This window comes from Micromonospora sp. NPDC049282 (assembly GCF_043197045.1).
Taxonomy (GTDB): Bacteria; Actinomycetota; Actinomycetes; order Mycobacteriales; family Micromonosporaceae; genus Micromonospora.
This window is the reverse complement of record NZ_JBICSL010000014.1, coordinates 155,391-177,179: the sequence shown is the minus strand read 5'-3', so window position 1 is coordinate 177,179 and position 21,789 is coordinate 155,391. Positions and strand designations below refer to the sequence as shown.

Here is a 21,789-nt window from a genome sequence, read left to right as displayed (position 1 = left end):
CACGTCTTCCCCACGCCGGAGTCCCGGCGCCTTCACCCTCAGATCCTCACCCCGTGCCCCGTCGACCGGTACCCGAATGAGAGCGTGACCTCGACCACCGAAGGCGGTGCGTGCATGGAAGACTCGGTGCTGCGCCGGCCGTCACGAGCGGGCCGGGCAGGGACCGGCGCCGCGGGGCGCGGCGAGACGAGTGGGATGGAGACGAACAGTGCCGGGAGTGCGCAACCTGACCCAGGTCGAGGCGACCGAGCGGGCCCGCCTGCTCGAGGTGACCGGGTACGACATCAGCCTTGACCTGTCGACCGCCGTGCAGCCCACCGGTCGCACGTTCCGCTCGGTGACCGAGGTCCGGTTCCGCTGCGCCGAGCCGGGGGCGACCACCTTCATCGAGACGGCCGCCGAGTCGGTGCGCTCGGCCACCCTCAACGGCGAGCCGGTCGACCTGTCCGACTGGTCCGCCGAGAAGGGTCTCACGCTGACCGGCCTGGCGGCCGAGAACGTGCTCGTGGTCGACGCCGACTTCGGCTACTCGAACAGCGGCCAGGGCCTGCACCGCACCGTCGACCCGGTCGACGGCGAGACCTACCTCTACAGCCAGTTCGAGACGGCCGACGCGCAGAAGGTCTTCGCCTGCTTCGACCAGCCCGACCTGAAGAGCGTCTACACCTGGCACGCCACCGTCCCGGACCACTGGAAGGTCGTGTCGAACATGCCGGTGGCCCGCGAGGAGGCCGCCGGCGAGGGCATGAAGACGCTGCACTTCACCGTCTCGGAGCGGATGAGCACCTACATCACCGCGCTCTGCGCCGGGCCCTACCACGAGGTGCGGCACACCCATGACGGCATCGACATGGGCTACTTCTGCCGGGCCAGCATGGCGCCCCACCTCGACGCGGACGACCTGCACCTGATCACCACGCAGGGCTTCGACTTCTTCCACGAGAAGTTCGGCGTGCGCTACCCGCTGCCCAAGTACGACCAGCTCTGGGTGCCGGACTTCAACGCCGGCGCGATGGAGAACTTCGGCTGCGTCACGCACGCCGAGTCGCACTACATCTTCCGCTCGCAGGTCACCGACTTCGAGTACGAGCAGCGTGCCAACACGATCCTGCACGAGCTGGCGCACATGTGGTTCGGTGACCTGGTCACCATGCGCTGGTGGAACGACCTGTGGCTGAACGAGTCGTTCGCCGAGTGGGCCAGCCACTGGTGCAACACCCACGCCACCCGCTTCACCGACGCCTGGACGACGTTCCTGTCCATCCGGAAGAACTGGGGCTACCGGCAGGACCAGCTCTCCTCCACCCACCCGGTCTACTGCGAGATGCCGGACCTGGAGGCCGTCGAGGTCAACTTCGACGGCATCACGTACGCCAAGGGCGCCAGCGTGCTCAAGCAGCTCGTCGCGTACGTGGGCGAGGAGCCGTTCCTGGCCGGCCTGCGGGCCTACTTCGGCAAGCACGCGTGGGGCAACGCCACCTTCGACGACCTGCTCTCCGAGCTGGAGACGGCCTCCGGCCGGGAGCTGCGCAAGTTCGCCGCCCAGTGGCTGGAGACCGCACAGGTCAACACGCTGCGCCCGGAGCTGACCATCGGCGCCGACGGCGGGTACGAGCGGGTGGTGGTGCGGCAGGAGGCGCCGGCCGGGCACCCGACGCTGCGGACGCACCGGATCGGGGTGGGTCTCTACGACCTGACCGACGGTCGACTGGCCCGCCGTGAGCTGGTCGAGGTGGACGTGACCGGTGAGCTGACCGAGCTGTCCGCGCTGCACGGCAAGCCGGCCGCGGACGTGCTGCTGCTCAACGACGAGGACCTCACCTACACCAAGCTGCGCCTGGACGAGCGGTCCATGTCGACAGTGGTGCAGCACATCTCCGGGTTCGACTCGTCGCTGGCGCGGGCGCTGTGCTGGACGGCCGCCTGGGACATGACCCGCGACGCCGAGTTGGCGGCCCGCGACTACGTGGCGCTGGTGCTGGCCGGGCTGACCGCCGAGACCGACATCAACCTGGTGACCGCCACGCTGCGCCAGGCGACCACCGCGCTCACCTTCTACGCCGACCCGGCGTGGGCGCCGACCGGCTGGGCGGACCTGGCCCGTACCGCGCGGACCGCGCTCGCCGCGGCGGAGCCGGGCAGCGGGTTCCAGCTCGCCTGGGCCCGGGCGTACGCCTCCTCGGCCCGCTCCAGCGAGGACCTGGCGACGCTGCGCGGCTGGCTGGCCGGCAGCGGGGTGCCGGACGGGCTGACCGTCGACACCGAGCTGCGCTGGACCGTGCTCCAGTCGCTGGTCGCCAACGGCGCGGCCGGGGCCGCCGAGGTGGACGCCGAGCTGGCGGGTGACCGCACCGCCAGCGGCGAGCGGGAGGCCGCGTACGCGTACGCGTTGGTGCCGACCGAGGCGAACAAGGCCACGGTGTGGGCGCAGCTCACCGGCCCGGACGCGCTGCCCAACTGGCGCAACCGGGCGCTGCTGCAGGGTCTCACCCACCCGGCGCAGGTGGAGTTGACGGCGCCCTACCGGGAGCGCTACTTCGCCACCGTGGATCAGGTCTGGGCGCAGCGGGACAGCGAGCCGGCGCAGGAGTTCGTGCAGCTCGCCTACCCGTCGTACCTGGTCGAGGAGGAGACGGTCGCGGCCACCGACGCGTGGCTGGCCCGCGACGGCCAGCCGGCGTCGCTGCGCCGGCTGGTGGCCGAGGGGCGCGACGGCGTGGTCCGCGCGTTGAAGGCCCGCGAGCGGGACGCCCACAGCGCCTGATCAGGGGTACGACGGCCGGGGCCGGCGTGGGCGCGAGCCCGCGTCGACCCCGGCCGTTTATCGTGTACGGAGGAGGTGGACGTGATGGCACAGCCGACCCACGAGTGGCATCCGCGTCAGCGGCCGTGGCAGGAGGAGGACCTGTCCGACCTCCCGGAAGACGGGAACCGCTACGAGATCATCGACGGGAGCCTGCACGTGACCCCACCGGCCCTGCCGGAGCACCACGAACTCGCGGACGACATCCGGATGGCCCTGCGCCAAGTCGCCCCGGAGGGGTGGCGGGTGATTCGCGAGATCGGAGTACGGGTGCCCGAGGGCAACTTGATCCCGGACATCACCGTGCTCAAGTCGGATGCGCCTCGGAAACAGATGTGGGCAGAACCTGCGAACGTTGCCCTGGTCATCGAGGTGGAGTCGCCCAACAGCCGACGGCATGACCGGTTCACCAAGCCCGCGCTCTACGCCGAGGCCGGCATCCTGCACTACTGGCGGGTCGAGCAGGGGGACTTCGGCCCGATCGTCTACCGCTACCAGTTGGTCAAGGGCGTGCACTACGACCTGGTCGGAACTCTCGGCCCGGACGATCCGGTGCACATTGACGAGCCGTGGCCGATGCGGCTGGACCCCTCCGACTGGCCGCGCTGAGCCCGCGAGAAGCCCGGCCCGCAGATGCGCGGGCCGGGCTTCGTCGTGCGTGCGGGGCGGTGCTCAGCCCTTGCCGGCGTGGCTGGCGAGCTGGTCGAGGCCGTGGATGACGCCACCGGCCAGGTCGCCGCCGCCGAAGGAGGCCACCATGGAGAGCGCGGCCAACTTGACGTACGTGTCCGGGATGCGCTTGCGCGCGTACTTGCCGGTGACGATCTCCAGCTGCCGCTGGTTGGGCAACACCGCGATCAGCACCGACCGCTCCGGTTCGGCGAGCTGCCGGTGCAGCCGCTCGGCATGCTCCCGGATCGGGTCGTCGAGGCCACCCACGTAGACCGAGAAGACCAGGCCGGTGCCCTGGTCGGCCAGGCGGAGCGCCTCGTCGATGCGGAGCAGCTGCCGGGTCGAGAACGGCCCGTCCAGCACGTCGGGCGGGGTGCCCGTCCCGGTCGCGGGCCGCGCTTCACCAACGGTCACTTGCGCCTCCGGTTCCACCGGCCGGAGCCTCCCGGCCGGCCTGCTCCTGCTTGCGGCTGGTCAACGCCGGCGCCTGCGCCCCGGCGGTCAGCGCGGTGCCGGCCGAGTCGGCCAACTGCTCCGGGCGGCCAAGGAACCAGACCGGAGTGAAGTCGAAGGGCCGCCCCGGCCGGTAGCGCTTGGCGCCGCCACCGCTGCCACGGCTGCCGGCGGCCGCCAGACCGGCGATCACCAGCACCGCGGCGGCCGGGATGCCGACGAAGAACACCAACGTCTCGGTAACAGACAATCCCAACGCCCCCAGGCGGAAAGAGACCAGGAATGTTCCGGGTCGGGTGGACGGTCACGACGGGCCGCGCCCGACCTCGCTTGTGATGTTCACGTTAGCGGAGTCGACGGCCCGCCAGATTGCGGGGTGCTGATCCCATCCGCCACACCAGTGCTCCAGCTGCGCGGCAGTGGCGGTCAATGTCGCGTCGTCGCCGTAGCGGCCGGTGAGCAGCACCCCGACCGGCAGGCCCTCGGCGGTCCGGCCGACCGGCAGCGAAACGGACGGGTCGCCGGTGACGTTGAACACGGCGCAGTACGGCGAGAAGCGCCGCTGCCGGTCGAAATCGTCCGCCGGGTCGAGGGCGGCGAACGCGCCGACCGGCGCCTGCGGGGCGGCCAGCGTGGGGCAGAGCAGCAGGTCACAGCCGGCGGTGCGGCGTACGCCCCGGCGTACCTGGGCCTGCAGCTCGCCGAGGGCGGCCATCAGCCGGGCGGCGCCGATCGCGTCGCCGCGCTCGCGCAGGAACCGGGTCAGCGGCAGCAGCTCGCCCTCCCGGCCGGCCGGGACCGGGGCGAGCGCCAGCGCGTACCAGACGGTCTCGAACATCGGCCACGCCTCCGGGCCGAGCGGCGCGGGGACCTCGACCAGCTCGTGCCCGGCGTCGGCGAGCAGCGCGGCGGCGCGGTCGACGGCGGCCACGCAGTCGGGGTGGACCGGCTCGTCGGCGAGCATCGGGGTGGTGAAGCGGCCGATCCGCAGCCGGCCGGGGTCGGCGGCGCGGGCGGCGCCGAGGTAGCCGCCGGTGGGCGCGGCCGGCGGCAGGTACGGCTCGCCGGGCACCGGCCGGGCCAGCACGTCGAGCAGCGCGGCCACGTCGGCGACGGTGCGGCCGATCGGACCGTTGGTGGGCAGCCCGAATGCGCCGAAGCCGAGCGGGCCGCCGGAGACCAGCCCTCGGCTCGGTTTGTGGCCGACCAGGCCGCAGAGCGAGGCCGGGATGCGCAGCGAGCCGCCGCCGTCGGAGCCCTGCGCCACCGGCACCAGGCCGGCGGCGACCGCGGCGGCCGCGCCACCGCTGGAGCCGCCCGCGGTGTACGCCGGGTCCCACGGGTTGCGGGCCGGCGGCGCGACCCGCCCCTCGGAGTAGAGCGAGCAGCCCAGCTCGGAGGTGGTGGTCTTGCCGAGGCTGACCAGACCGGCGTCGGTCAGGAAGCGGACCACGTCGGCGTCGACCGGTGGCACGAAGTCGGCGAAGGCGGCCGAGCCGAACGTGGTGCGTACCCCGGCGGTCAGCGTCAGGTCCTTGATCGCGGTCGGCACCCCGTGCAGTGGTCCACGCTCCGCCACCGGCACGGCGTCGGCGGCGTGGGCCGCGGCCCGGGCCCGCTCGGCGGTGACGGTGACGAACGCGCCGACGGCGTCGCCGAGCGCGTCGACCCGGCGCAGGTGGTGCTCGACCAGCTCCAGGCTGGACAGTTCGCCCCGGCGGATCGCGGCGGCCTGCTCCAGCGCGGTCAGGTCGTGCGGCTCGGCCATGCCCACCATCCTGCCCGCTGGGCGGCGGGACGGCCGGACGACACGTCCGGCCGCGCGGCGGCCCGGCCCATACCCGGGTGGCATGACCGGATCGGGATTGCCCGGCCAGGGGCTCCGGCGCGGACGATAACCTCATCGATCAAATTCGATCGATGTCGCCGCAACCGCCACCCCAGGGAGCGTGCCGTGCAACCCGTACCCGACTCGCAGAACACCCCATCCCCGACCCGCCGCCGCCTTTCGCGTGCCCTCCGCCCGCTGCTCGCCCTCGCCCTGACCGCCGCCGGCCTCGCCGGGCTGCCTGCCGCACCGGCCGGGGCCCGCGACGGCGCCGCAGTCACGGTGCTCGCCGCGAACCCCTACGAGCGGGGTCCCGCGCCCACGACGGCCAGCATCGAGGCCACCCGCGGCCCGTTCGCCATCGCCCAGATTACGGTCGCCGCGTCCAGCGTGAGCGGCTTCCGGGGCGGCACGATCTACTACCCGACCAGCACCGCCGAGGGCACCTTCGGCGCGGTCGCCATCTCCCCCGGCTTCACCGCCAGCCAGTCCTCGGTCGCCTGGCTCGGGCCGCGCCTGGCATCCCAGGGCTTCGTGGTCATCACCATCGACACGCTCTCCGTCTACGACCAGCCGGCCAGCCGTGGCACCCAACTCCTGGCCGCCGTGGACTACCTGGCCAACACCAGCACCGTACGGACCCGGGTGGACCGGAACCGGCTCGCCGTGATGGGGCACTCGATGGGTGGCGGCGGCAGCCTCTCGGCGGCCAACGCCCGGCCCGCCCTGCAGGCGGCGATCCCGCTGACCGGCTGGCACACGGTGAAGAACTGGTCGTCGGTACGCGTGCCGACGCTTGTCATCGGCGCCGAGAACGACACCGTGGCCCCGGTGTCGTCGCACTCGGAGCCGTTCTACACCAGCCTGCCGGCCACCCTGGACAAGGCGTACCTGGAGTTGAACGCGGCCAGCCACTCGGCGCCGACCTCACCGAACGTGACGGTCGCGAAGTACAGCATCTCCTGGCTCAAGCGGTTCGTCGACGACGACACCCGCTACGAGCAGTTCCTCTGCCCGGCGCCCCGGAGCAGCGCCATCGAGGAGTACCGCGACACCTGCCCGCACTCCTGACCCCGTCCCGCGGAAGCTTCGGGTGCGTCTGTCGTCGCCACAGCGACAACAGACGCACCCAAGGACGTCAGAACCGTGAGGCCCGGTCGAGGCCGAGGAAACGCAGGGCGTTGCCGCCGAGCAGCGCGGCCCGCTGGGCGTCGGTCAGGAAGTCCGAGCGGTGCACCACCTGACCGACCGGCCGCTCCCCCAGCGGGTACGGGTAGTCGCTGCCGAGCAGCACCCGGTCGGCGCCCATGGTGTCCACCAGCAGTCGCAACGCGGCCGGCTCGAAGACCACCGAGTCCACGCTGAACCGGTCGACGTACGAGCTGGGCGGCGCGGTGGACGCCCCGCGTACCAGGTCGCCGCGACGGTGCCAGGCGTTGTTGGCGCGGCCCAGCCAGAACGGGAAGCTGCCGCCGCCGTGGGCGAAGCAGATCCGCAGCGTCTCCGGCACCCGGTCGAACACGCCGCCGAGGATCAGCGCCAGCACCGACAGGTGCGTCTCCGCCGGCATCCCGGCCAGCCAGCGGGCCATCCACCGGTTCAGCCGGGGCCCGCCGGGCATGTCCCACGGGTGCACGAAGACCGGCGCGCCGACCTCGGCGCAGTGGGTCAGGAACCGCACGATGCCGGCGTCGTCGAGGTCCCGGTCGCCGACGTGGTTGCCGATCTCCACACCGGCGTGCCCGGCGGCGAGGCAGCGGTCCAGCTCGGCGCAGGCGGCGTCCGGGTCCTGCAACGGCACCTGGCAGAACGGCACCAGCCGGTCGCCGCCGGCCGCGGTGACCTCCAGGGTGAGGTCGTTGAAGATCCGGGAGACCTTGACCGCCTGGTCGGCCGGGCGGTCGTAGCCGAAGAAGACCGGGGTGGGCGACACCACCTGCACGTCGACGCCGTCGGCGGCCATGTCGGCGAGCCGGGTGGGCGCGTCCCAGCACGGCGCTCCGACCGGCCGGAACTCCGTCTCCCCCACCATGATCATGGCAGCCCGTTCGGAGTCCACCCGCAGCCACGGCCAGCCGGACCCGCCGCAGGCCGCGGCGAGGTCCGGCCAACCCTTCGGTACGACGTGCGTGTGCACGTCCACCACCGGCACCGGCATCAGCCCTTGCCCGGGTGCAACGCGCCGCAGTTGTCGCAGGTGCGGGCCTTCTCGTCGGCGTAGAACGCGGCGAAGACCGGGGGCAGGTCGGCGGCGATGTCACGGACCTGCAACTCGACCTCGTGCACCCGGTGGCTGCACTCGGCGCAGTACCACTGGAACCTCTCCAGCGTGCCCTCCTCGCGGACCCGCTCGATCACCATGCCGATCGAGCCGGCCTCCGGGCGCTGCGGCGAGTGCGGGGTGTCGCGCGGCAGCATCCACATCTGCCCCTCGCGCACGTGCACCGTACGCGGGCCCTCGGGCGTCATCAGGTTGATGTGCATGTTGCCCTTGACCTGGTAGAAGAACTCCTCGTACGGGTCGACGTGGAAGTCGGTGCGCTGGTTCGGCCCGCCCACCACCATGACGATGAAGTCGTCGCTGCCGGGCAGCATCTCCTTGTTGCCCACCGGCGGCTTGAGCAGGTGCTGATTCTCCCCGATCCAGCCGGTGAAGCTGAACGGCTCGGCGATCTCACTCATGACGGACCTCCCGACGGCAGTAGGGCCACGGCCTGCATCTCGATCAGCAGGTGCGGGTGCGGAAGCTGGTGCACGGCCACCGTGGTTCGGGTCGGACCGGTGGCGTCGAAGAACTCCGCCCACACCTCGTTGTAGCCACCGAAGTCGTTCATGTTGACCAGGTAGCTGGTGACCTGCACCAGGTCGGTCAGCTCGGCGCCGACCGACCGCAGCAGGTCGCGGATGTTCCCGATCACGGCCCGGGTCTGCGCCCGGACGTCGAGGTCGGTGGTGCCGAACTCGTCCACCGAGACACCGGCGAACGTGTTGTCCGGGCGGCGCGACGACGTACCGGAGACGAAGACGAACCCGCCCGCCACCTTGACGTGCGGGAACGCCCCACGCGGCACGGCCTTCCCGGCCACCACCCGGGTGGTCATGAGATGGCCTTCAGCGAGGCGGAGCCGAGCTTCTCCACCACGGCGCGCACGTGCGCGCCCGGGCGCAGCGGCACCGCGGCGGTGGCCGCGCCGGCCAGGAAGACCCAGCCCCTGCGCAGCCGGACACCGTGCCGGCCGGCCAGCCGCAGGCCCTCGTCGAGCGCGCGGCGCGGGTCGCCGAGGATGGCCGCGGTCGAGCCGACCTGCGCCACCCGCCCGTCGACCTCCAGCAGCACACCCAGATTGTCCAACCCGTCCGGCACCGGTGACCAGGGCCCGATCGCGAACGCGGCGGCCGAGGTGTTGTCGGCGATCACGTCCGGCAGCGAGAAGGTGAAGTTCGCGTACCGGGAGTCGATCAACTCGATCGCCGGGGCGACCGCGCGGACCGCCCGGGTGAACGAGCCGACCGGCTCGCCCGGGTCGGGCAGCCGGTCCAGCAGGAACGCCACCTCCGGCTCGACCCGGGGGTGGATGAAGCCGGTGGTGTCGACGGTGCCGCCGTCGGGCACCCGCATCACGTCGGTCAGCCGGCCCCAGATCACCTCGTCCACGCCGACCTGGGCCATCTTGGCCTTGCTGGTCAGCCCCATCTTCAGCCCGACCATCCGCTCGCCACGGTCGAGGCGGCGCTGGACCAGCGCCGCCTGCACCGCGTACGCGGCGTCCACGTCGAGCCCGGTCTCGGCCGCGAGCTGCGGGATGGCGGTGGCGGAGTCCGCCGCCGCGCCCAGCTTCTCCGCGATTCCCGCCACGTCCGGCCCGATCATCTTCCGTCACCTTCCTTCGTCAGCGACTGCGGGGCTCGCCGACCCGGCTCACTCCTCGCGCTCGCGGTGCCGCCGGCCAGGTCCAGTGCCACGTCCACGATCATGTCCTCCTGGCCGCCGACCATCCGGCGGCGCCCCAGTTCCACCAGGATCGAGCGGACGTCCACCCCGTACTTCGCCGACGCCCGCTCGGCGTGGCGCAGGAAGCTGGAGTAGACGCCCGCGTACCCCAGGGAGAGCGTCTCCCGGTCGACCTGGACCGGCCGGTCCTGCAACGGGCGGACCAGGTCGTCGGCGGCGTCCATCAGCGCGAACACGTCGCAGCCGTGCTTCCAGCCGTGCAGCTCGGCGACCGCGACGAAGACCTCGAGCGGGGCGTTGCCGGCGCCCGCGCCCATCCCGGCCAGCGACGCGTCCACCCGGACGGTCCGCCCGGACGGCGAGCCGAGCGGACCACCGCCGAGGATCCGGCCGTGCTCGACCGCCAGCACGCTGTTCGCCACGCCCAGGGAGAGGTTGTGGTGGGCGTGGATGCCGATCTGCGTCTCCGGTTCCAGCACCTGCCGGTACGCGTCGACGCGCTGCGCCACGTCGGACATCAGCAGCCGGCCGCCGGAGTCGGTGACGTAGACGCAGTGCGCCCCGTACGACTCCATCAGCTTGGCCTGGGCGGCCAGCCCGGCCGGGTCGTTGAGGTGCGACATCATCAGGAACCCGGAGACGTCCATGCCGTTCTCCCGGGCCCAGGCGATGTGCTGGGCGGAGATGTCCGCCTCGGTGCAGTGGGTGGCGATCCGCACGCTTGTCACCCCGAGCGCCTTCGCCGCCCTCAGGTCGGCGATGGTGCCGATGCCCGGCAGCAGCAGCGTGGTGAGCCGCGCGGTGGTCAGCACCTCGGCGGCGGCCGAGATCCAGTCCGCGTCGGCGGCCGCGCCGTGGCCGTAGTTGACGCTGGAGCCGGCCAGCCCGTCGCCGTGCGCCACCTCGATGGCGGCCACCCCGGCGGCGTCGAGCGCGGCGGCGACGGTACGGACCTGGTCGACGGTGTAGCGGTGGGCGATGGCGTGCATGCCGTCGCGCAGCGTCACGTCCTGGATGTAGAGGTCGGTCATCGCACGGCCGCCTTCCGGAGCGTGACCAGCCGCTCGGCGGTGCGCAGCGCGGCCGACGTCATGATGTCCAGGTTCCCGGCGTACGCGGGCAGGTAGTGCCCGGCGCCGAAGACCTCCAGGAAGACCGACACCTGCAACCCGGTGACGCGCCGGCCGAGCACCGGCGCGTACGTGTCCACCGGGTCGAACTGCACCTCCTGCTTGAGGCGGTAGCCGGGGACGTACTCCTGCACGGTCTTCACCATGTCGGCCACCGAGGCGGCGATCTCCACCCGGTCGGCGTCGGCGTCCGGGCAGATGCAGTAGACGGTGTCCCGCATCAGCAGCGGCGGGTCGGCCGGGTTCAACACGATGATGGCCTTGCCGCGCTCGGCGCCGCCGACCACCTCGATGGCCCGGGCGGTGGTCTCGGTGAACTCGTCGATGTTGGCCCGGGTGCCCGGACCGGCCGAGCGGGAGGCGATCGAGGCGACGATCTCCCCGTACGCGACCGGGCTGACCCGGCCGACCGCGTGCACGATCGGCACGGTGGCCTGCCCGCCGCAGGTGACCATGTTGACGTTCGGCTCACCCAGGTGCTCGTCCAGGTTGACCGACGGGACCACGTACGGGCCGATCGCGGCCGGGGTCAGGTCGACCACGGTTCGACCGTGCGCGCGCAGCACCTCGTCGTGGCGGCGGTGCGCGCCGGCCGAGGTGGCGTCGAAGACCAGCTCGACGTCGGCGAACTCGGGCAACGCGACCAGGCCGTCGACGCCGTCGGCGGTGGTGGCCACGCCGAGCCGCCGGGCCCGGGCCAGGCCGTCCGAGGCCGGGTCGATGCCGGCCATCGCCACCATCCGCAGCGTGTCGCTCAGCCGCAGCACCTTGATCATCAGGTCGGTGCCGATGTTGCCCGACCCGAGCACCGCCACCCCGACAGTCATGAGGTCTCCTTGGAGAAGCAGGTACGCACCGAGCCGAGCCCGGAGATCCGCGCCTCGTACCCGGCGCCCGGCGTGACCGGCACCATCGGGCCGAGCGCGCCGGAGAGCACCACGTCGCCGGCCTTCAGCGGGTCGCCGGCGCGGGCCATGGTGGCGGCCAGCCAGCGCAGCGCGTGCAGCGGGTTGCCGAGGCAGGCCGCGCCCGCGCCGACCGAGACCGGCTCCCCGGCGTGCTCCAGCACCATCCCGCACAGCCGCAGGTCCACGTCGGCGAGCCGGCGCGGCGCGGTGCCGAGCACGAACAGCCCGCTGGACGCGTTGTCCGCGACCGTGTCCACGATGGAGATGTCCCAGTCGGCGATCCGCGAGTCGACGATCTCGATGGCCGGCAGCACGTGGTCCACGGCCCGGATCAGGTCGACCGCGGTGACCCGCTCGTCCGGCAGGTCGGCGCCGAGCACGAAGGCGATCTCCGCCTCCACCCGGGGCTGGAGCAGCCGGCCGATCGGCACCTCCTCGCCGTCGCCGACGGCCATGTCGTCGAAGAGCACCCCGAAGTCGGGCTGGAAGACGCCGAAGCTCTCCTGCACCGTCCGCGAGGTCAGCCCGATCTTCGCGCCGACCCGGCGGTGGCCCTTGCCCAGGCGCTGCCGGGTGTAGACCTGCTGAACCTGGTACGCGGCCTCGACGTCGCCCTCCGGCAACAGCCGGCCGCGCAGCGGCGGGCAGGGCTTCCCCTCCTGCCGGGCCACGGCCAGTTCCCGGTTGGCGGCCTCGATGTCCACCGTCATGTCGGCTCCTCGCTCGCGGTCACAGGGCCATCCTTCGTTCGCGACTGCGGGGCTCGCAAACCCGGCTCACTCCTCGCGCTCACGTCAGGTCCACGCAGACGTTCGTCAGTTCGGAGTAGAAGGCCAGCGAGTGCACGCCACCCTCGCGGCCGACGCCTGATGCCTTCACCCCGCCGAACGGGGTGCGCAGGTCGCGCAGGAACCAGGTGTTGACCCAGACGATACCGGCGTCCAGCCGCACCCCGGCCCGGTGCGCCCGGCCCACGTCCCGGGTCCAGACCGTCGCCGCCAGGCCGTATTCGGTGCCGTTGGCCAACGCGTACGCCTCGTCCTCGTGGTCGAACGGCGCGACGTGCACCACCGGTCCGAAGATCTCCTCGCGGTTGGTCCGGGCGTCCGGCCCGAGCCCGGTGAGCACCGTCGGCTGCACGTACGCGCCACCGTCGCGGGCGTCGCCGAAGCGCGGCGTCCCGCCACCGGCGCGCACCTCGGCGCCCTCGGTGCGGGCCAGCGCATAGTGGCCGAGCACCTTGTCCCGGTGGGCGTGCGAGATCAGCGGCATGTTCGCCGTCGCCTCGTCGGCCGGCCAGCCGTACGCCAGCTCGTCCGCGCGCTTCGCCAGCCGCGCGGTGAACTCCTCGAAGACCGGCCGCTGCACGTAGATCCGCTCGGTGCAGAGGCAGACCTGGCCGCCGTTGGTGAAGCTGGACCGCACCGAGCCGGCGACCGCCGCGTCCAGGTCGGCGTCGGCGAAGACCAGCCCGGCGTTCTTGCCGCCCAGCTCGAAGCTGACCGCCTTCACCCCGTCGGCGGCGGCGCGCATGATGGCGCTGCCGGTGGCCGACTCGCCGGTGAACGTGATCGCGTCCACGCCGGGGTGCCGGGTCAGGTGCTCGCCGGCCGAGCCGGGGCCGAAGCCGTGCACCAGGTTGAACACGCCGTCCGGCACCCCGGCCGCGGCCATCACCTCGGCCAGCAGGGTGGCCGAGGCCGGTGTCTCCTCGCTGGGCTTGACCACCACCGCGTTGCCGCAGGCCAGCGCCGGGGCGACCTTCCAGGTGAGCAGCAGCAGCGGCAGGTTCCACGGCACGATGACCGCGACCACCCCGACCGGCTTTCGGACGGCGTAGTTCAGCGCCCGGCCGCCGGTCGGGGTGACCGTGGTGAACGACTCGGTCGGCGCGGTCGACACGATCTCGGCGAACGCCCGGAAGTTGGCCGCGCCGCGCGGGATGTCCAGCGTGCGGGCCTGCGAGATGGCCTTGCCGGTGTCGGCGACCTCGGCCGCGACCAGGTCGTCGAAGCGCCGTTCCAGCTCGTCGGCAACCCGGCGCAGCACCTCGGCGCGCTCCCGCTCGCCCATCCGGCCCCACGGGCCGCGCAGCGCCGCCCGGCCGGCGGCCACCGCGTCGTCGACCACCGACTCGGACGCCTCGACCACCTCGAAGACCGGTTGGCCGGTGACCGGGCTGCGCTTGGTGAACCGGGGGCCGGCGTCGGTGAACGCGCCGCCGACGAAGTTGCGCAGCAGGCCGGGGCCGTCCGGCGCGTGCCCGGTCATCAGCCGGGGGTCCCAGAGCGTCACCGCCGCCTCCCCAGCGCCGCGCCGACGCCGGCGGCCAGCAGCGCCGCCGCGCCGGCCGCGACCGCGCCGACCGCCGCGTACTGGCGACGCACCCGGCGACGCACCTGGGCGTACGGGGTGGTGGAGAACGAGACCAGCTCGTACTGGGAGACGTAGCGGCCGGGCAGCGTCCGCTCCAGCGCGTGCTCGACCCTCTTGCGGGCCCGGAACACCGGGGAGGCGACCCTGTCCCGCATCTCCACGAAGTTGGCCAGCGCCATCCGGGCGATCGCCTCGGCGTCGTCCTGCCGGCGCCGCTGGAACAGCGGCAGCGCGGCGGCCCACTCGTCGTCGCACTCGGAGAGGCAGCGGTCCAACTCGACCACGTCCTCGAACGCGCAGTTCGCGCCCTGGCCGTAGAACGGCACGATGGCGTGCGCGGCGTCGCCGATGAGGCCGACCGTGCCGGCCACCTGCCACGGCGTGCAGCGCACCGTGCCGAGCACGCCGACCGGGTTGTGCTGGTAGTCGTCGACCAGGTTCGGCGCCAGCGGGACCAGATCCGGGTAGTGGGCGGCGAAGAACCGCTCGATCGCGGCCGGGCTGCTCAGCGACGCGAAGCTGCGGGTGCCGTGGGTGGGCCAGAACAGCGTGCAGGTGAACGAGCGGTCCGGGTTCGGCAGCGCGATCATCATCGAGGTGCCGCGCGGCCAGATGTGCAGCGCGCCCGGGTCCAGGGCGAACTCCCCGCCGGCCGGCGGGATGGTCAGCTCCTTGTAGCCGTAGTCGAGGAAGTCCAGGCTCTCGGTCAGGCCCCCGTACGCCAGCAACTGCCCACGCACCGCGGAGCCCGCGCCGTCGGCGCCGAGGACGACCGACGCGGTGGCGGTGACCTTGCCCTGCGGGGTCTCGAACGTCATCTCCCCGCCGACCGGGTCCAGGCCGACCAGCCGGTGGTCGAAGGCGATCCGCACGCCCGGCAGCGCGGCGGCGGCGTCGAGCAGCGCGTTGTTCAGCGCGCCCCGGCTGATCGAGTTGATCGCCCGGTCCCCGGAGACGCTGTACGACTGGAACTGCGGCTCACCCTCGACCGGGTGGATCATCCGCCCGCGCATCGGCAGCGCGTCCGCCATCACCTGCCGGTCCAGACCGATCCGGCGCAACGCGTCCAGGCCGCGCTCGGAGAGCGCCAGGTTGATCGAGCGTCCGCGCTCGACGGTCCCGCCGCGCGGGTCCGGCCGCCGCTCGTAGAGCGCGACCGGGTAGCCGCGCCGGGCCAGGAAACAGGCCAGCAGGCAGCCGGCCAGCCCGGCCCCGACCACCGCGATCTCGTCGCGTTCCGTCATGTCGCGGCACCTGCCTTCCGTTCGCGACTGCGGGGCTCGCAAACCCGGCTCACTCCTCGCGCTCACCGGGCCTCCGAGACGGTGGCGGCCAGCGCCTCGGCGACCCGCCAGCAGTCGTGGTAGGTCGAGTAGAGCGGCACCGGGGCGAACCGCACCACGTCCGGTTCCCGGGCGTCGGCGATCACGCCGTGCTCGTGCCGCAGTCGCTTGGTCAGCTCGCCGGCGCTACCGGTGCCGACCCGGACCGAGAGCTGGCAACCCCGCCGGGCCGGGTCGCGCGGCGTGACCACGGTCAGCGGCCGGCCGGGCGTCACCTCGTCGAGCAGCCGCTCCAGCCAGCCGGTGAGCCGCAGGCTGCGTTCGCGCAGCGCCGGCATGCCGACGGAGTCGAACAGCTCCAGCGAGGTGCGCACCGGGCCCATCGCGAAGATCGGCGGGTTGGAGATCTGCCACGCCTCCACGGTGGCCGGTGGGCGCGACACCGGCGTCATCTCGAACCGGGTGGCCGCCTCGGTGCTCCACCAGCCCTCGAAGCGGGGCAGCGAGTCCTCGCCGAGGTGTCGCTCGTGGACGAAGACGCCGGCCAGCGCGCCCGGCCCGGAGTTGAGATATTTGTAGGAGCACCAGGCGGCGAAGTCGACGTCCCAGTCGTGCAGCGCCAGCGGCACGTTGCCGGCCGCGTGCGCCAGATCCCAGCCGACGACCGCGCCGGCGGCCCGCCCGGCGGCGGTGATCGCCGGGATGTCCATCAGCTCACCGGTCAGGTAGTTGACGCCGCCGAGCATCAGCAGCGCCACCGTGTGCCCCTCCCGGGCCAGGAAGTCGAGCACCTCCTCGGTGCCCAGGGTGTCGGCGCCCGGACGCGGCCTCAGCCGCACCACGGTGGCGTCCGGGTCGAGGCCGTGGAAGCGGGCCTGGCTGCGCACCGCGTAGCTGTCCGAGGGGAACGCGCTGTCCTCGATGACGATCCGGGTGCGTTCCCCGGCCGGGCGGTAGAAGCTGACCATCAGCAGGTGCAGGTTGACCGTGAGCGAGTTCATCACCACGGTCTCGGTGGGTCGCGCGCCGACCAGGCGCGCGGCCGGCGCGGTCAACAGCTCGTGGTACGGCAGCCAGGGCCGCTCCGCCTCCAGGTGCCCCTCGACGCCCAGCCGGCGCCAGGCGTCCAGGTCGGCGACGAGTTCGTCGCGGGTGGCCCGGGGTTGCAGGCCGAGCGAGTTGCCGGCCAGGTACGCCACCTCGGGATATCGCCCGCCCTCGGCCGGCGGCACGTGGAACAGCTGCCGGTGGCCGGGGTCGGCGGCGTCGAGCCGGTGGGCTTCGCTCTCGGGGGTGATCATCGATTGTTCTCCGGTCACATCGCGGTACGGGCCGACCACAGCTCCGGGAAGACCACCCGGGCCATGCTGCGCTGCAACCATGCCAGGCCGGCCGAGCCGCCGCTGCCGACCTTCGCGCCCATGGTGCGCTGCACCGCCTTGACGTGGTTCCAGCGCCAGTCGCCGAACCGCTCGGCCACCTCGGTCAGCGCGTCGCCGAGCATCCGCAGGTGGTTGTCCGGCGCGCCGTCGCCGTAGACGCGCACCCAGGCCGCCTCGACCCCCGGGTGCGACTCGTGCTCCACCGTCACGTCGCGCTCCAGCAGCTCGGCCGGCAGGGCGAAACCGCGGCGGGCGAGCAGCGCGACCACGTCGTCCCAGAGGCTCGGCGTGGCCAGCGCGGCGGTCAGCTCGGCGTGCACGTCGGTCTGCCGGCGGAACGGGCGGATCAGCGCCGGGTCCCGGAGCCCGAGCAGGAACTCCAGCTGCCGGTACATCGCCGACTGGAAGCCGGAGCCCTCGCCGAGGCGGTCGCGGAAGCGGTTGAAGTCGGCCGGGGTCATCCACCGCAACCCCTGCCAGGCCGCGTTGAGCCCCTCCAGGTGCAAAGCGGCGCGGCGCAGCGGCGGCAGCGCCTCCCAGATCCGGTTGGCCCGCAGCTCGCGCTGGGCGTGCCGCAGCTCGTGGCAGGTGAGCTTGAAGTACAGCTCCATGATCTGGCTGACCATCAGGAAGGACATCTCGCCCGGGTCCTCGCTGAGCGGCTGCTGGAGCCGGTGCAGCGTGCTGGCGTGGACGTACGCGTCGTAGGGCACGCGCTCGGCGAACTCAAGCGTCGGCTCGCCGCCGTTGCGCGCCGCCCGGGCCGCCCGCTGCTGACCGGTGACCGGGCGCACCGCCGTCGTGTGTTCCACCGTCTTCTCCGTCCGTACGCGGGGTAGACGCCATGATCCCGCCGCTAGACGCGCGGATGGAATGCCTGTTCAACGGCGGTAGGGTGGACTGACCTCACAAACTGAAAGCATCTCGGCTCATCGACTTCACGGAAGAAAGGTCGCCGCGTGGACGACATGGACTGGGCGCTGCTGCGCGAACTCCAGGCCGACGCCCGGCTCTCCTACAGCGAGCTGTCCCGCCGGGTGCACCTGTCGCCGCCGGCGGTCGCGGAACGGGTGCGGCGGCTGGAGGAGTCGGGGGTGATCACCGGGTACCACGCGCACGTGGACCTGACCCGGGCCGGGCGGACCGTGCTCGCGCTGATCCGGATGTCCTGTTACGGCTCCCGCTGCATCCTCAACGACCCGGACGTGGCGGGGTGGCCGCAGATCATGGAGATCCACCGGATCACCGGCGACGCGTGCAGCATGCTCAAGGTCGCCGCCGCGTCGATGAGCGAGTTCGAGGCGGTCATCGACCGGCTCGCCCCGTACGGCCAGCCCGCCAGCACGATGGTCCTCTCCACGCCGCTGGCCTGGCACCCGGTGGAGAAAGGAGGGGCCCCCGCCTAACGCCTCCGGTAGCGGAGGGGGCCCCTGTTAACAGCCCCGCTGACCGGGAAGGCAGCTCCGCTGCCCGTCAGCAGGTCCGGTGCGCCGTCGCACCGGGAGGGGGGAACCATGCGAGGGCTCCTGTCACATCGCGCGCTGTCGTCCGTACTGGGCCTGCTCGGCCTGGTCGCGGCGTTCGTCCTGACCACGGCCGTACCGGCCCGGGCCGGGGAGAACGTGTTCATCGAGGTGACGCCGAACAGCGTCCAGGCCGGCTCCCGGGTGAACCTGCGGGCCGGCTGCGACAACAACAACGACCGTCAGGCGCAGGTCACCTCGGACGCGTTCGGCCGGGTGACACTGCGCTCGAACAACGGCTTCCTCACCGGCTCGGTCACCGTGCCGAACAACAAGGCGCCCGGCGACTATCCGGTGAACCTGGACTGCGCCAACGGCCGCACCGCCTCGACCATGCTCACCGTGCTGAACATGTCGCAGCCGAGCAAGGGCCCGGCGACCGGCGGCGGGGGCACCGCGGGTGGCGGCCGGGGCGCCGGCTCGCTGCTGCTGGTCGGCGGCCTGGTGGCCGTGGCCGTGGTGGCCGGGGTGGGCGCCCGCCGCAAGACCGGTAGCCGCGTCTGACGGGGTGCGGCCATGGCCCGCTCACCGCGCCGCCACGGCGCCGGCCGTCGTGGCCGGGAGCATCCCGGCCATCCGCCACCGGACCGGGCCGGGCGGCTCCGGGCCGCGCTCCGGCTGGCCTCGGGGGCCGCGCGCCGGTTCGGCCACGCCGCCGGGCACGCGTTCTCGGCCAGCGTCGCCACCGCTGACCCGCAGGCCCGCCCGGTCGCGGCCCGCCCCGCCACGGCCACCACCCGCCGGTACGCCCCGAAGCGCGGTCCCGGCGTCCCGGTGCTGGTGGTGGCGGCCCTGATGGCGATGATCGTGGCCATGCTCGGGGTGGAGCGGGTGACCGGCGTCAGCGTGCTGCCGGACCGGATCGTCGCGGGCCTGCGCCCGCCGCCGAAGAAGTTCCCGGTGCTGCCCGCGAGCCCGCCGACCGACCTGACCATCGGCAAGCTGGACCTGCGGGCGCCGGTGCACCGGGTGGGGATCGCGCCGGACGGCAGCATCGCGGTGCCGGACGTCAGCCGCGCCGGCGAGGTCGGCTGGTACGACCAGGGCCCCACCCCCGGCCAGTACGGCCCGGCGGTGCTCGTCGGGCACGTCGACACCACCACCGGACCGGCGGTCTTCCACGGGCTGCGGGAGCTGGACGACGGCGACCGGATCGAGGTGACCCGGCAGGACCGCTCGGTGGCGGTCTTCGAGGTGACGTCGATCGAGCGGTACGGCAAGGAGAAGCTGCCGGTGCAGGAGGTCTACGGGGACTTCAGCCGCCCCAACCTGCGGCTGATCACCTGTGGCGGGCGTTGGGTGGGCGGCGGGACCGGCTACGCCGACAACCTGGTCGTCTACGCCTCGCTGGTGAAGGCGCGCTGAGCGCCTCGGCCGGTCAGGCCGCCTCGGGCTCGGGTTCGCGCAGGTCGAGCCAGTCCGCCCAGCGTGGGTCGGGGGCGCGGTGGCCCAGCACCCGCCAGGCGTTGCCTTTCGGCGCCACCGGCGGGTGGTGCAGCCGCCAGCCCAGCTCGGCCGGGGTCTTGTCGCCCTTGGTGTGGTTGCAGCGGGCGCAGGCGGCGACCACGTTCTCCCAGGCGTGCCGGCCGCCCCGGCTGCGTGGGAAGACGTGGTCGATGGTCTCCGCCGGCCCCCGGCAGTAGGCGCACCGCCATCCGTCCCGGGCGAAGATCGCCCGGCGGGAGAGCCCCACGTGGGTGCGGTAGGGCACCCGGACGTAGCGGGTCAGCCGCACCACCGAGGGGATCGGGAGCGCGTTGCGCGCGCTGTGCAGGATGCCCTCGCCGTCGGCCACGCAGACCGCCTTGGCGGAGAGCACGAGGATGGCGGCACGACGCACCGACACGACGCACAGGGGCTCGTAGGTGGCGTTGAGAACGAGCGCACCGGAGCCCGCCGTGGGTCGTATGTCAGGCATCGCGCTCACCCTCCCGGTCCAGCCGCTCCCGCCGCCGCAGGTGCCGGGACCGCCCGCACACAGCGCGGGAACGGCCCTGGCGCCGGCCGGGATCACCGACGTCCGTTGGGCCAATGGTCCCTGATCGCGCTCCGGATTGCACGCACTAATCCGGGGTACCCTCTTCGAGACTGACCCCGGCGTGCCAAGATGGCCGGTTCCGCCCGGGATGATCGTCGGACCCGGCCACCACCGCCGGGGCGGGTCCGTGCGGGCCGTCCGCCCCCGGTGCGGTACGAAAGCACGGTGAACGTCTCCGACCTGATCACCGCGCTGTTGGCCGCGGTCTCCGACCGACGCCCGGACTGCCAGGGCAGCAGCTCCTGTGAGTTCCTCTACCGGCTCACCGGCTCCGCCTGGTTCGCCGAGAGCAGCTACTGGGTCCTGCTCAAGCCGCTGCGGGTGGCCCTGATCCTGCTGATCGCGGTGGCCGCCCGGTGGGCGCTGCACCGGACCATCAACCGGCTGGTGCGCACCACCACCCAGGGCGCGGTGCCGACCATGCTCCGCCCGCTGCGTGAGCGGATCCCCAGCGCCACGCTCGAACCGGAGCAGTTCGTGCCGGAGCGGCGGCGGCAGCGGGCCGAGGCGATCGGGTCGGTGCTGCGCAGCCTGGTGACCGCGTTCGTCTTCGGCATCGCGCTGCTGATGGTGCTCAAGGAGTTCAGCTTCGACCTGGCGCCGCTGCTGGCCAGCGCGGGCATCGCCGGCGTGGCGCTCGGCTTCGGCGCGCAGAGCCTGGTCAAGGACCTGATCGCCGGCCTGTTCATGCTGATCGAGGACCAGTACGGCGTGGGTGACACGGTCGACCTCGGCGAGGCGACAGGCGTGGTGGAGGCGGTGGGCCTGCGGGTGACCACGGTGCGCGACAGCCGGGGGGTGCTCTGGTACATCCGCAACGGCGAGATCGTCCGGGTCGGCAACAAGAGCCAGGGCTGGGCGCTGGTCGTGGTGGACCTGCCGATCGGCTTCGCCGGCACCGAGGAGGCCACCGCGGTGCTGCGGACCGCGGCGGCGTCGGTGGCGGTGGACCCGGAGCTGGCGCCGAAGATCGTGGAGCAGCCGGAGGTGCTCGGCGTCGAGCAGGTGACGGTCGACGGCTCGGTGATCCGTACCGTGGTCAAGACCACCGCCGACGGACAGTTCGCGGTCGCCCGCGAGCTGCGGCGCCGGCTCGCGGAGGCGCTGGAGAACTCCGGGATCACCGCCCAGATCGCCGCGGCCCGGCTCTATCCCGGGCTGCCACCGCAGCCGTCACCGCCGTCCAGGAGCGAGGGAACGGGCACCGGCGGGGCCACCTGAGGCCAGCTCCGGCCGGACGATTTCGGGGGTCGCGCGTCGCACGGCCCCTCGGGTATCGTCCGTTCGTTCAGTCGGAGATGCGACGATCTATCCGTTCGCCCTAGTCAGTTGTCAGACGATCGGGCAGAATCCGGTGAACACCCTCCACCGCGGAGTGTGTTCGTGTCCTCGCCGATCGGTTGATCTGACGACGGTTCCCGGTCGGGCCATCACAAGTGGC

Annotated in this window: 22 protein-coding genes; 7 read left to right on the top strand and 15 right to left on the bottom strand. The window is 72.9% G+C overall.

Going from position 1 to position 21,789, the window contains the following annotated elements; genetic code table 11:
• The first annotated feature begins 217 nt into the window (after window positions 1-217).
• Both pepN and ACGFI2_RS22475 read left to right on the top strand, forming a co-directional pair.
• The gene (gene pepN, locus ACGFI2_RS22480; protein ID WP_393520293.1) at window positions 218-2,764 is read left to right on the top strand and encodes an aminopeptidase N; all 2,547 of its coding nucleotides are present in this window, start codon (window positions 218-220) and stop codon (window positions 2,762-2,764) included.
• An 84-nt stretch (window positions 2,765-2,848) separates the two neighbouring features.
• A complete protein-coding gene (locus ACGFI2_RS22475; protein ID WP_393520291.1) occupies window positions 2,849-3,412 on the top strand; it encodes a Uma2 family endonuclease in 564 nt (187 codons plus the stop codon).
• 63 nt (window positions 3,413-3,475) lie between these two features.
• Here the strand turns inward: ACGFI2_RS22475 and ACGFI2_RS22470 are convergent, their stop codons facing one another.
• The 3 genes from ACGFI2_RS22470 to ACGFI2_RS22460 all read right to left on the bottom strand — a co-directional run bounded on the left by ACGFI2_RS22470 (window position 3,476) and on the right by ACGFI2_RS22460 (window position 5,696).
• Window positions 3,476-3,889 (bottom strand): DUF5130 family protein, encoded by a 414-nt coding sequence (locus tag ACGFI2_RS22470; protein ID WP_393520289.1) that lies wholly within the window; start codon window positions 3,887-3,889, stop codon window positions 3,476-3,478.
• Complete coding sequence (locus tag ACGFI2_RS22465) at window positions 3,876-4,160, bottom strand: hypothetical protein (RefSeq protein ID WP_393520366.1); 285 nt, start codon at window positions 4,158-4,160, stop codon at window positions 3,876-3,878. The genes ACGFI2_RS22470 and ACGFI2_RS22465 overlap by 14 nt, the downstream gene beginning before the upstream one ends.
• 72 nt (window positions 4,161-4,232) lie before the next feature.
• Window positions 4,233-5,696, bottom strand: coding sequence for an amidase (locus tag ACGFI2_RS22460; RefSeq protein WP_393520287.1), 1,464 nt, complete (start codon window positions 5,694-5,696; stop codon window positions 4,233-4,235).
• Window positions 5,697-5,882: 186 nt separating this feature from the next.
• Between ACGFI2_RS22460 and ACGFI2_RS22455 the strand changes: the two genes are divergently transcribed.
• On the top strand, window positions 5,883-6,827 hold the full coding sequence (locus ACGFI2_RS22455; RefSeq protein ID WP_393520285.1) for an alpha/beta hydrolase: 945 nt from the start codon (window positions 5,883-5,885) through the stop codon (window positions 6,825-6,827).
• A 67-nt stretch (window positions 6,828-6,894) separates the two neighbouring features.
• On the opposite strand, the gene ACGFI2_RS22450 is transcribed toward ACGFI2_RS22455, so the two are convergent.
• The 11 genes from ACGFI2_RS22450 to ACGFI2_RS22400 form a co-directional block, all read right to left on the bottom strand.
• A complete protein-coding gene (locus ACGFI2_RS22450) occupies window positions 6,895-7,914 on the bottom strand; it encodes an amidohydrolase family protein (protein WP_393520283.1) in 1,020 nt (339 codons plus the stop codon).
• Complete coding sequence (locus ACGFI2_RS22445; RefSeq protein WP_393520281.1) at window positions 7,914-8,438, bottom strand: 3-hydroxyanthranilate 3,4-dioxygenase; 525 nt, start codon at window positions 8,436-8,438, stop codon at window positions 7,914-7,916. Before ACGFI2_RS22445 ends, ACGFI2_RS22450 begins: the two co-directional genes overlap by 1 nt.
• Window positions 8,435-8,857, bottom strand: a complete 423-nt coding sequence (locus ACGFI2_RS22440) for a RidA family protein (protein WP_393520279.1) — start codon at window positions 8,855-8,857, stop codon at window positions 8,435-8,437. Before ACGFI2_RS22440 ends, ACGFI2_RS22445 begins: the two co-directional genes overlap by 4 nt.
• Entirely contained in the window at window positions 8,854-9,627 is a 774-nt protein-coding gene (locus ACGFI2_RS22435) for a 2-keto-4-pentenoate hydratase (RefSeq protein WP_393520277.1), read from the bottom strand. Before ACGFI2_RS22435 ends, ACGFI2_RS22440 begins: the two co-directional genes overlap by 4 nt.
• Window positions 9,624-10,739: a 4-hydroxy-2-oxovalerate aldolase gene (gene dmpG, locus ACGFI2_RS22430; RefSeq protein WP_393520275.1), complete on the bottom strand. Its 1,116-nt coding sequence runs from the start codon at window positions 10,737-10,739 to the stop codon at window positions 9,624-9,626. The genes ACGFI2_RS22435 and dmpG overlap by 4 nt, the downstream gene beginning before the upstream one ends.
• Window positions 10,736-11,665, bottom strand: a complete 930-nt coding sequence (locus tag ACGFI2_RS22425; RefSeq protein WP_393520273.1) for an acetaldehyde dehydrogenase (acetylating) — start codon at window positions 11,663-11,665, stop codon at window positions 10,736-10,738. Before ACGFI2_RS22425 ends, dmpG begins: the two co-directional genes overlap by 4 nt.
• Entirely contained in the window at window positions 11,662-12,456 is a 795-nt protein-coding gene (locus tag ACGFI2_RS22420; protein ID WP_393520271.1) for a 2-keto-4-pentenoate hydratase, read from the bottom strand. Before ACGFI2_RS22420 ends, ACGFI2_RS22425 begins: the two co-directional genes overlap by 4 nt.
• A gap of 79 nt (window positions 12,457-12,535) precedes the next feature.
• A complete protein-coding gene (locus ACGFI2_RS22415) occupies window positions 12,536-14,017 on the bottom strand; it encodes a 2-hydroxymuconic semialdehyde dehydrogenase (RefSeq protein ID WP_393520364.1) in 1,482 nt (493 codons plus the stop codon).
• Between the two features lie 20 nt (window positions 14,018-14,037).
• Entirely contained in the window at window positions 14,038-15,366 is a 1,329-nt protein-coding gene (locus ACGFI2_RS22410) for an FAD-dependent oxidoreductase (protein WP_393520269.1), read from the bottom strand.
• Window positions 15,367-15,428: 62 nt separating this feature from the next.
• Window positions 15,429-16,706: a kynureninase gene (gene kynU / locus ACGFI2_RS22405; RefSeq protein WP_393520267.1), complete on the bottom strand. Its 1,278-nt coding sequence runs from the start codon at window positions 16,704-16,706 to the stop codon at window positions 15,429-15,431.
• Window positions 16,707-16,720: 14 nt separating this feature from the next.
• Window positions 16,721-17,599 carry a tryptophan 2,3-dioxygenase gene (locus ACGFI2_RS22400; protein WP_393520265.1) on the bottom strand — a complete coding sequence of 293 codons (879 nt, stop codon included), beginning with the start codon at window positions 17,597-17,599 and terminating at the stop codon, window positions 16,721-16,723.
• Window positions 17,600-17,746: 147 nt separating this feature from the next.
• On the opposite strand from ACGFI2_RS22400, the gene ACGFI2_RS22395 reads away from it, so the two are divergent.
• The 3 genes from ACGFI2_RS22395 (at window position 17,747) to ACGFI2_RS22385 (ending at window position 19,675) form a co-directional block, all read left to right on the top strand.
• Window positions 17,747-18,193: an Lrp/AsnC family transcriptional regulator gene (locus tag ACGFI2_RS22395; RefSeq protein WP_393520263.1), complete on the top strand. Its 447-nt coding sequence runs from the start codon at window positions 17,747-17,749 to the stop codon at window positions 18,191-18,193.
• A 108-nt stretch (window positions 18,194-18,301) separates the two neighbouring features.
• The gene (locus ACGFI2_RS22390; RefSeq protein WP_393520261.1) at window positions 18,302-18,814 is read left to right on the top strand and encodes a hypothetical protein; all 513 of its coding nucleotides are present in this window, start codon (window positions 18,302-18,304) and stop codon (window positions 18,812-18,814) included.
• A gap of 12 nt (window positions 18,815-18,826) precedes the next feature.
• Entirely contained in the window at window positions 18,827-19,675 is an 849-nt protein-coding gene (locus tag ACGFI2_RS22385; RefSeq protein ID WP_393520259.1) for a class F sortase, read from the top strand.
• A 13-nt stretch (window positions 19,676-19,688) separates the two neighbouring features.
• Here ACGFI2_RS22385 and ACGFI2_RS22380 read toward each other — a convergent pair whose 3' ends face one another.
• Entirely contained in the window at window positions 19,689-20,228 is a 540-nt protein-coding gene (locus ACGFI2_RS22380; protein WP_393520257.1) for an HNH endonuclease, read from the bottom strand.
• 267 nt (window positions 20,229-20,495) lie between these two features.
• Between ACGFI2_RS22380 and ACGFI2_RS22375 the strand changes: the two genes are divergently transcribed.
• Window positions 20,496-21,569 (top strand): mechanosensitive ion channel family protein, encoded by a 1,074-nt coding sequence (locus ACGFI2_RS22375; protein ID WP_393520255.1) that lies wholly within the window; start codon window positions 20,496-20,498, stop codon window positions 21,567-21,569.
• Window positions 21,570-21,789 lie beyond the last annotated feature (220 nt).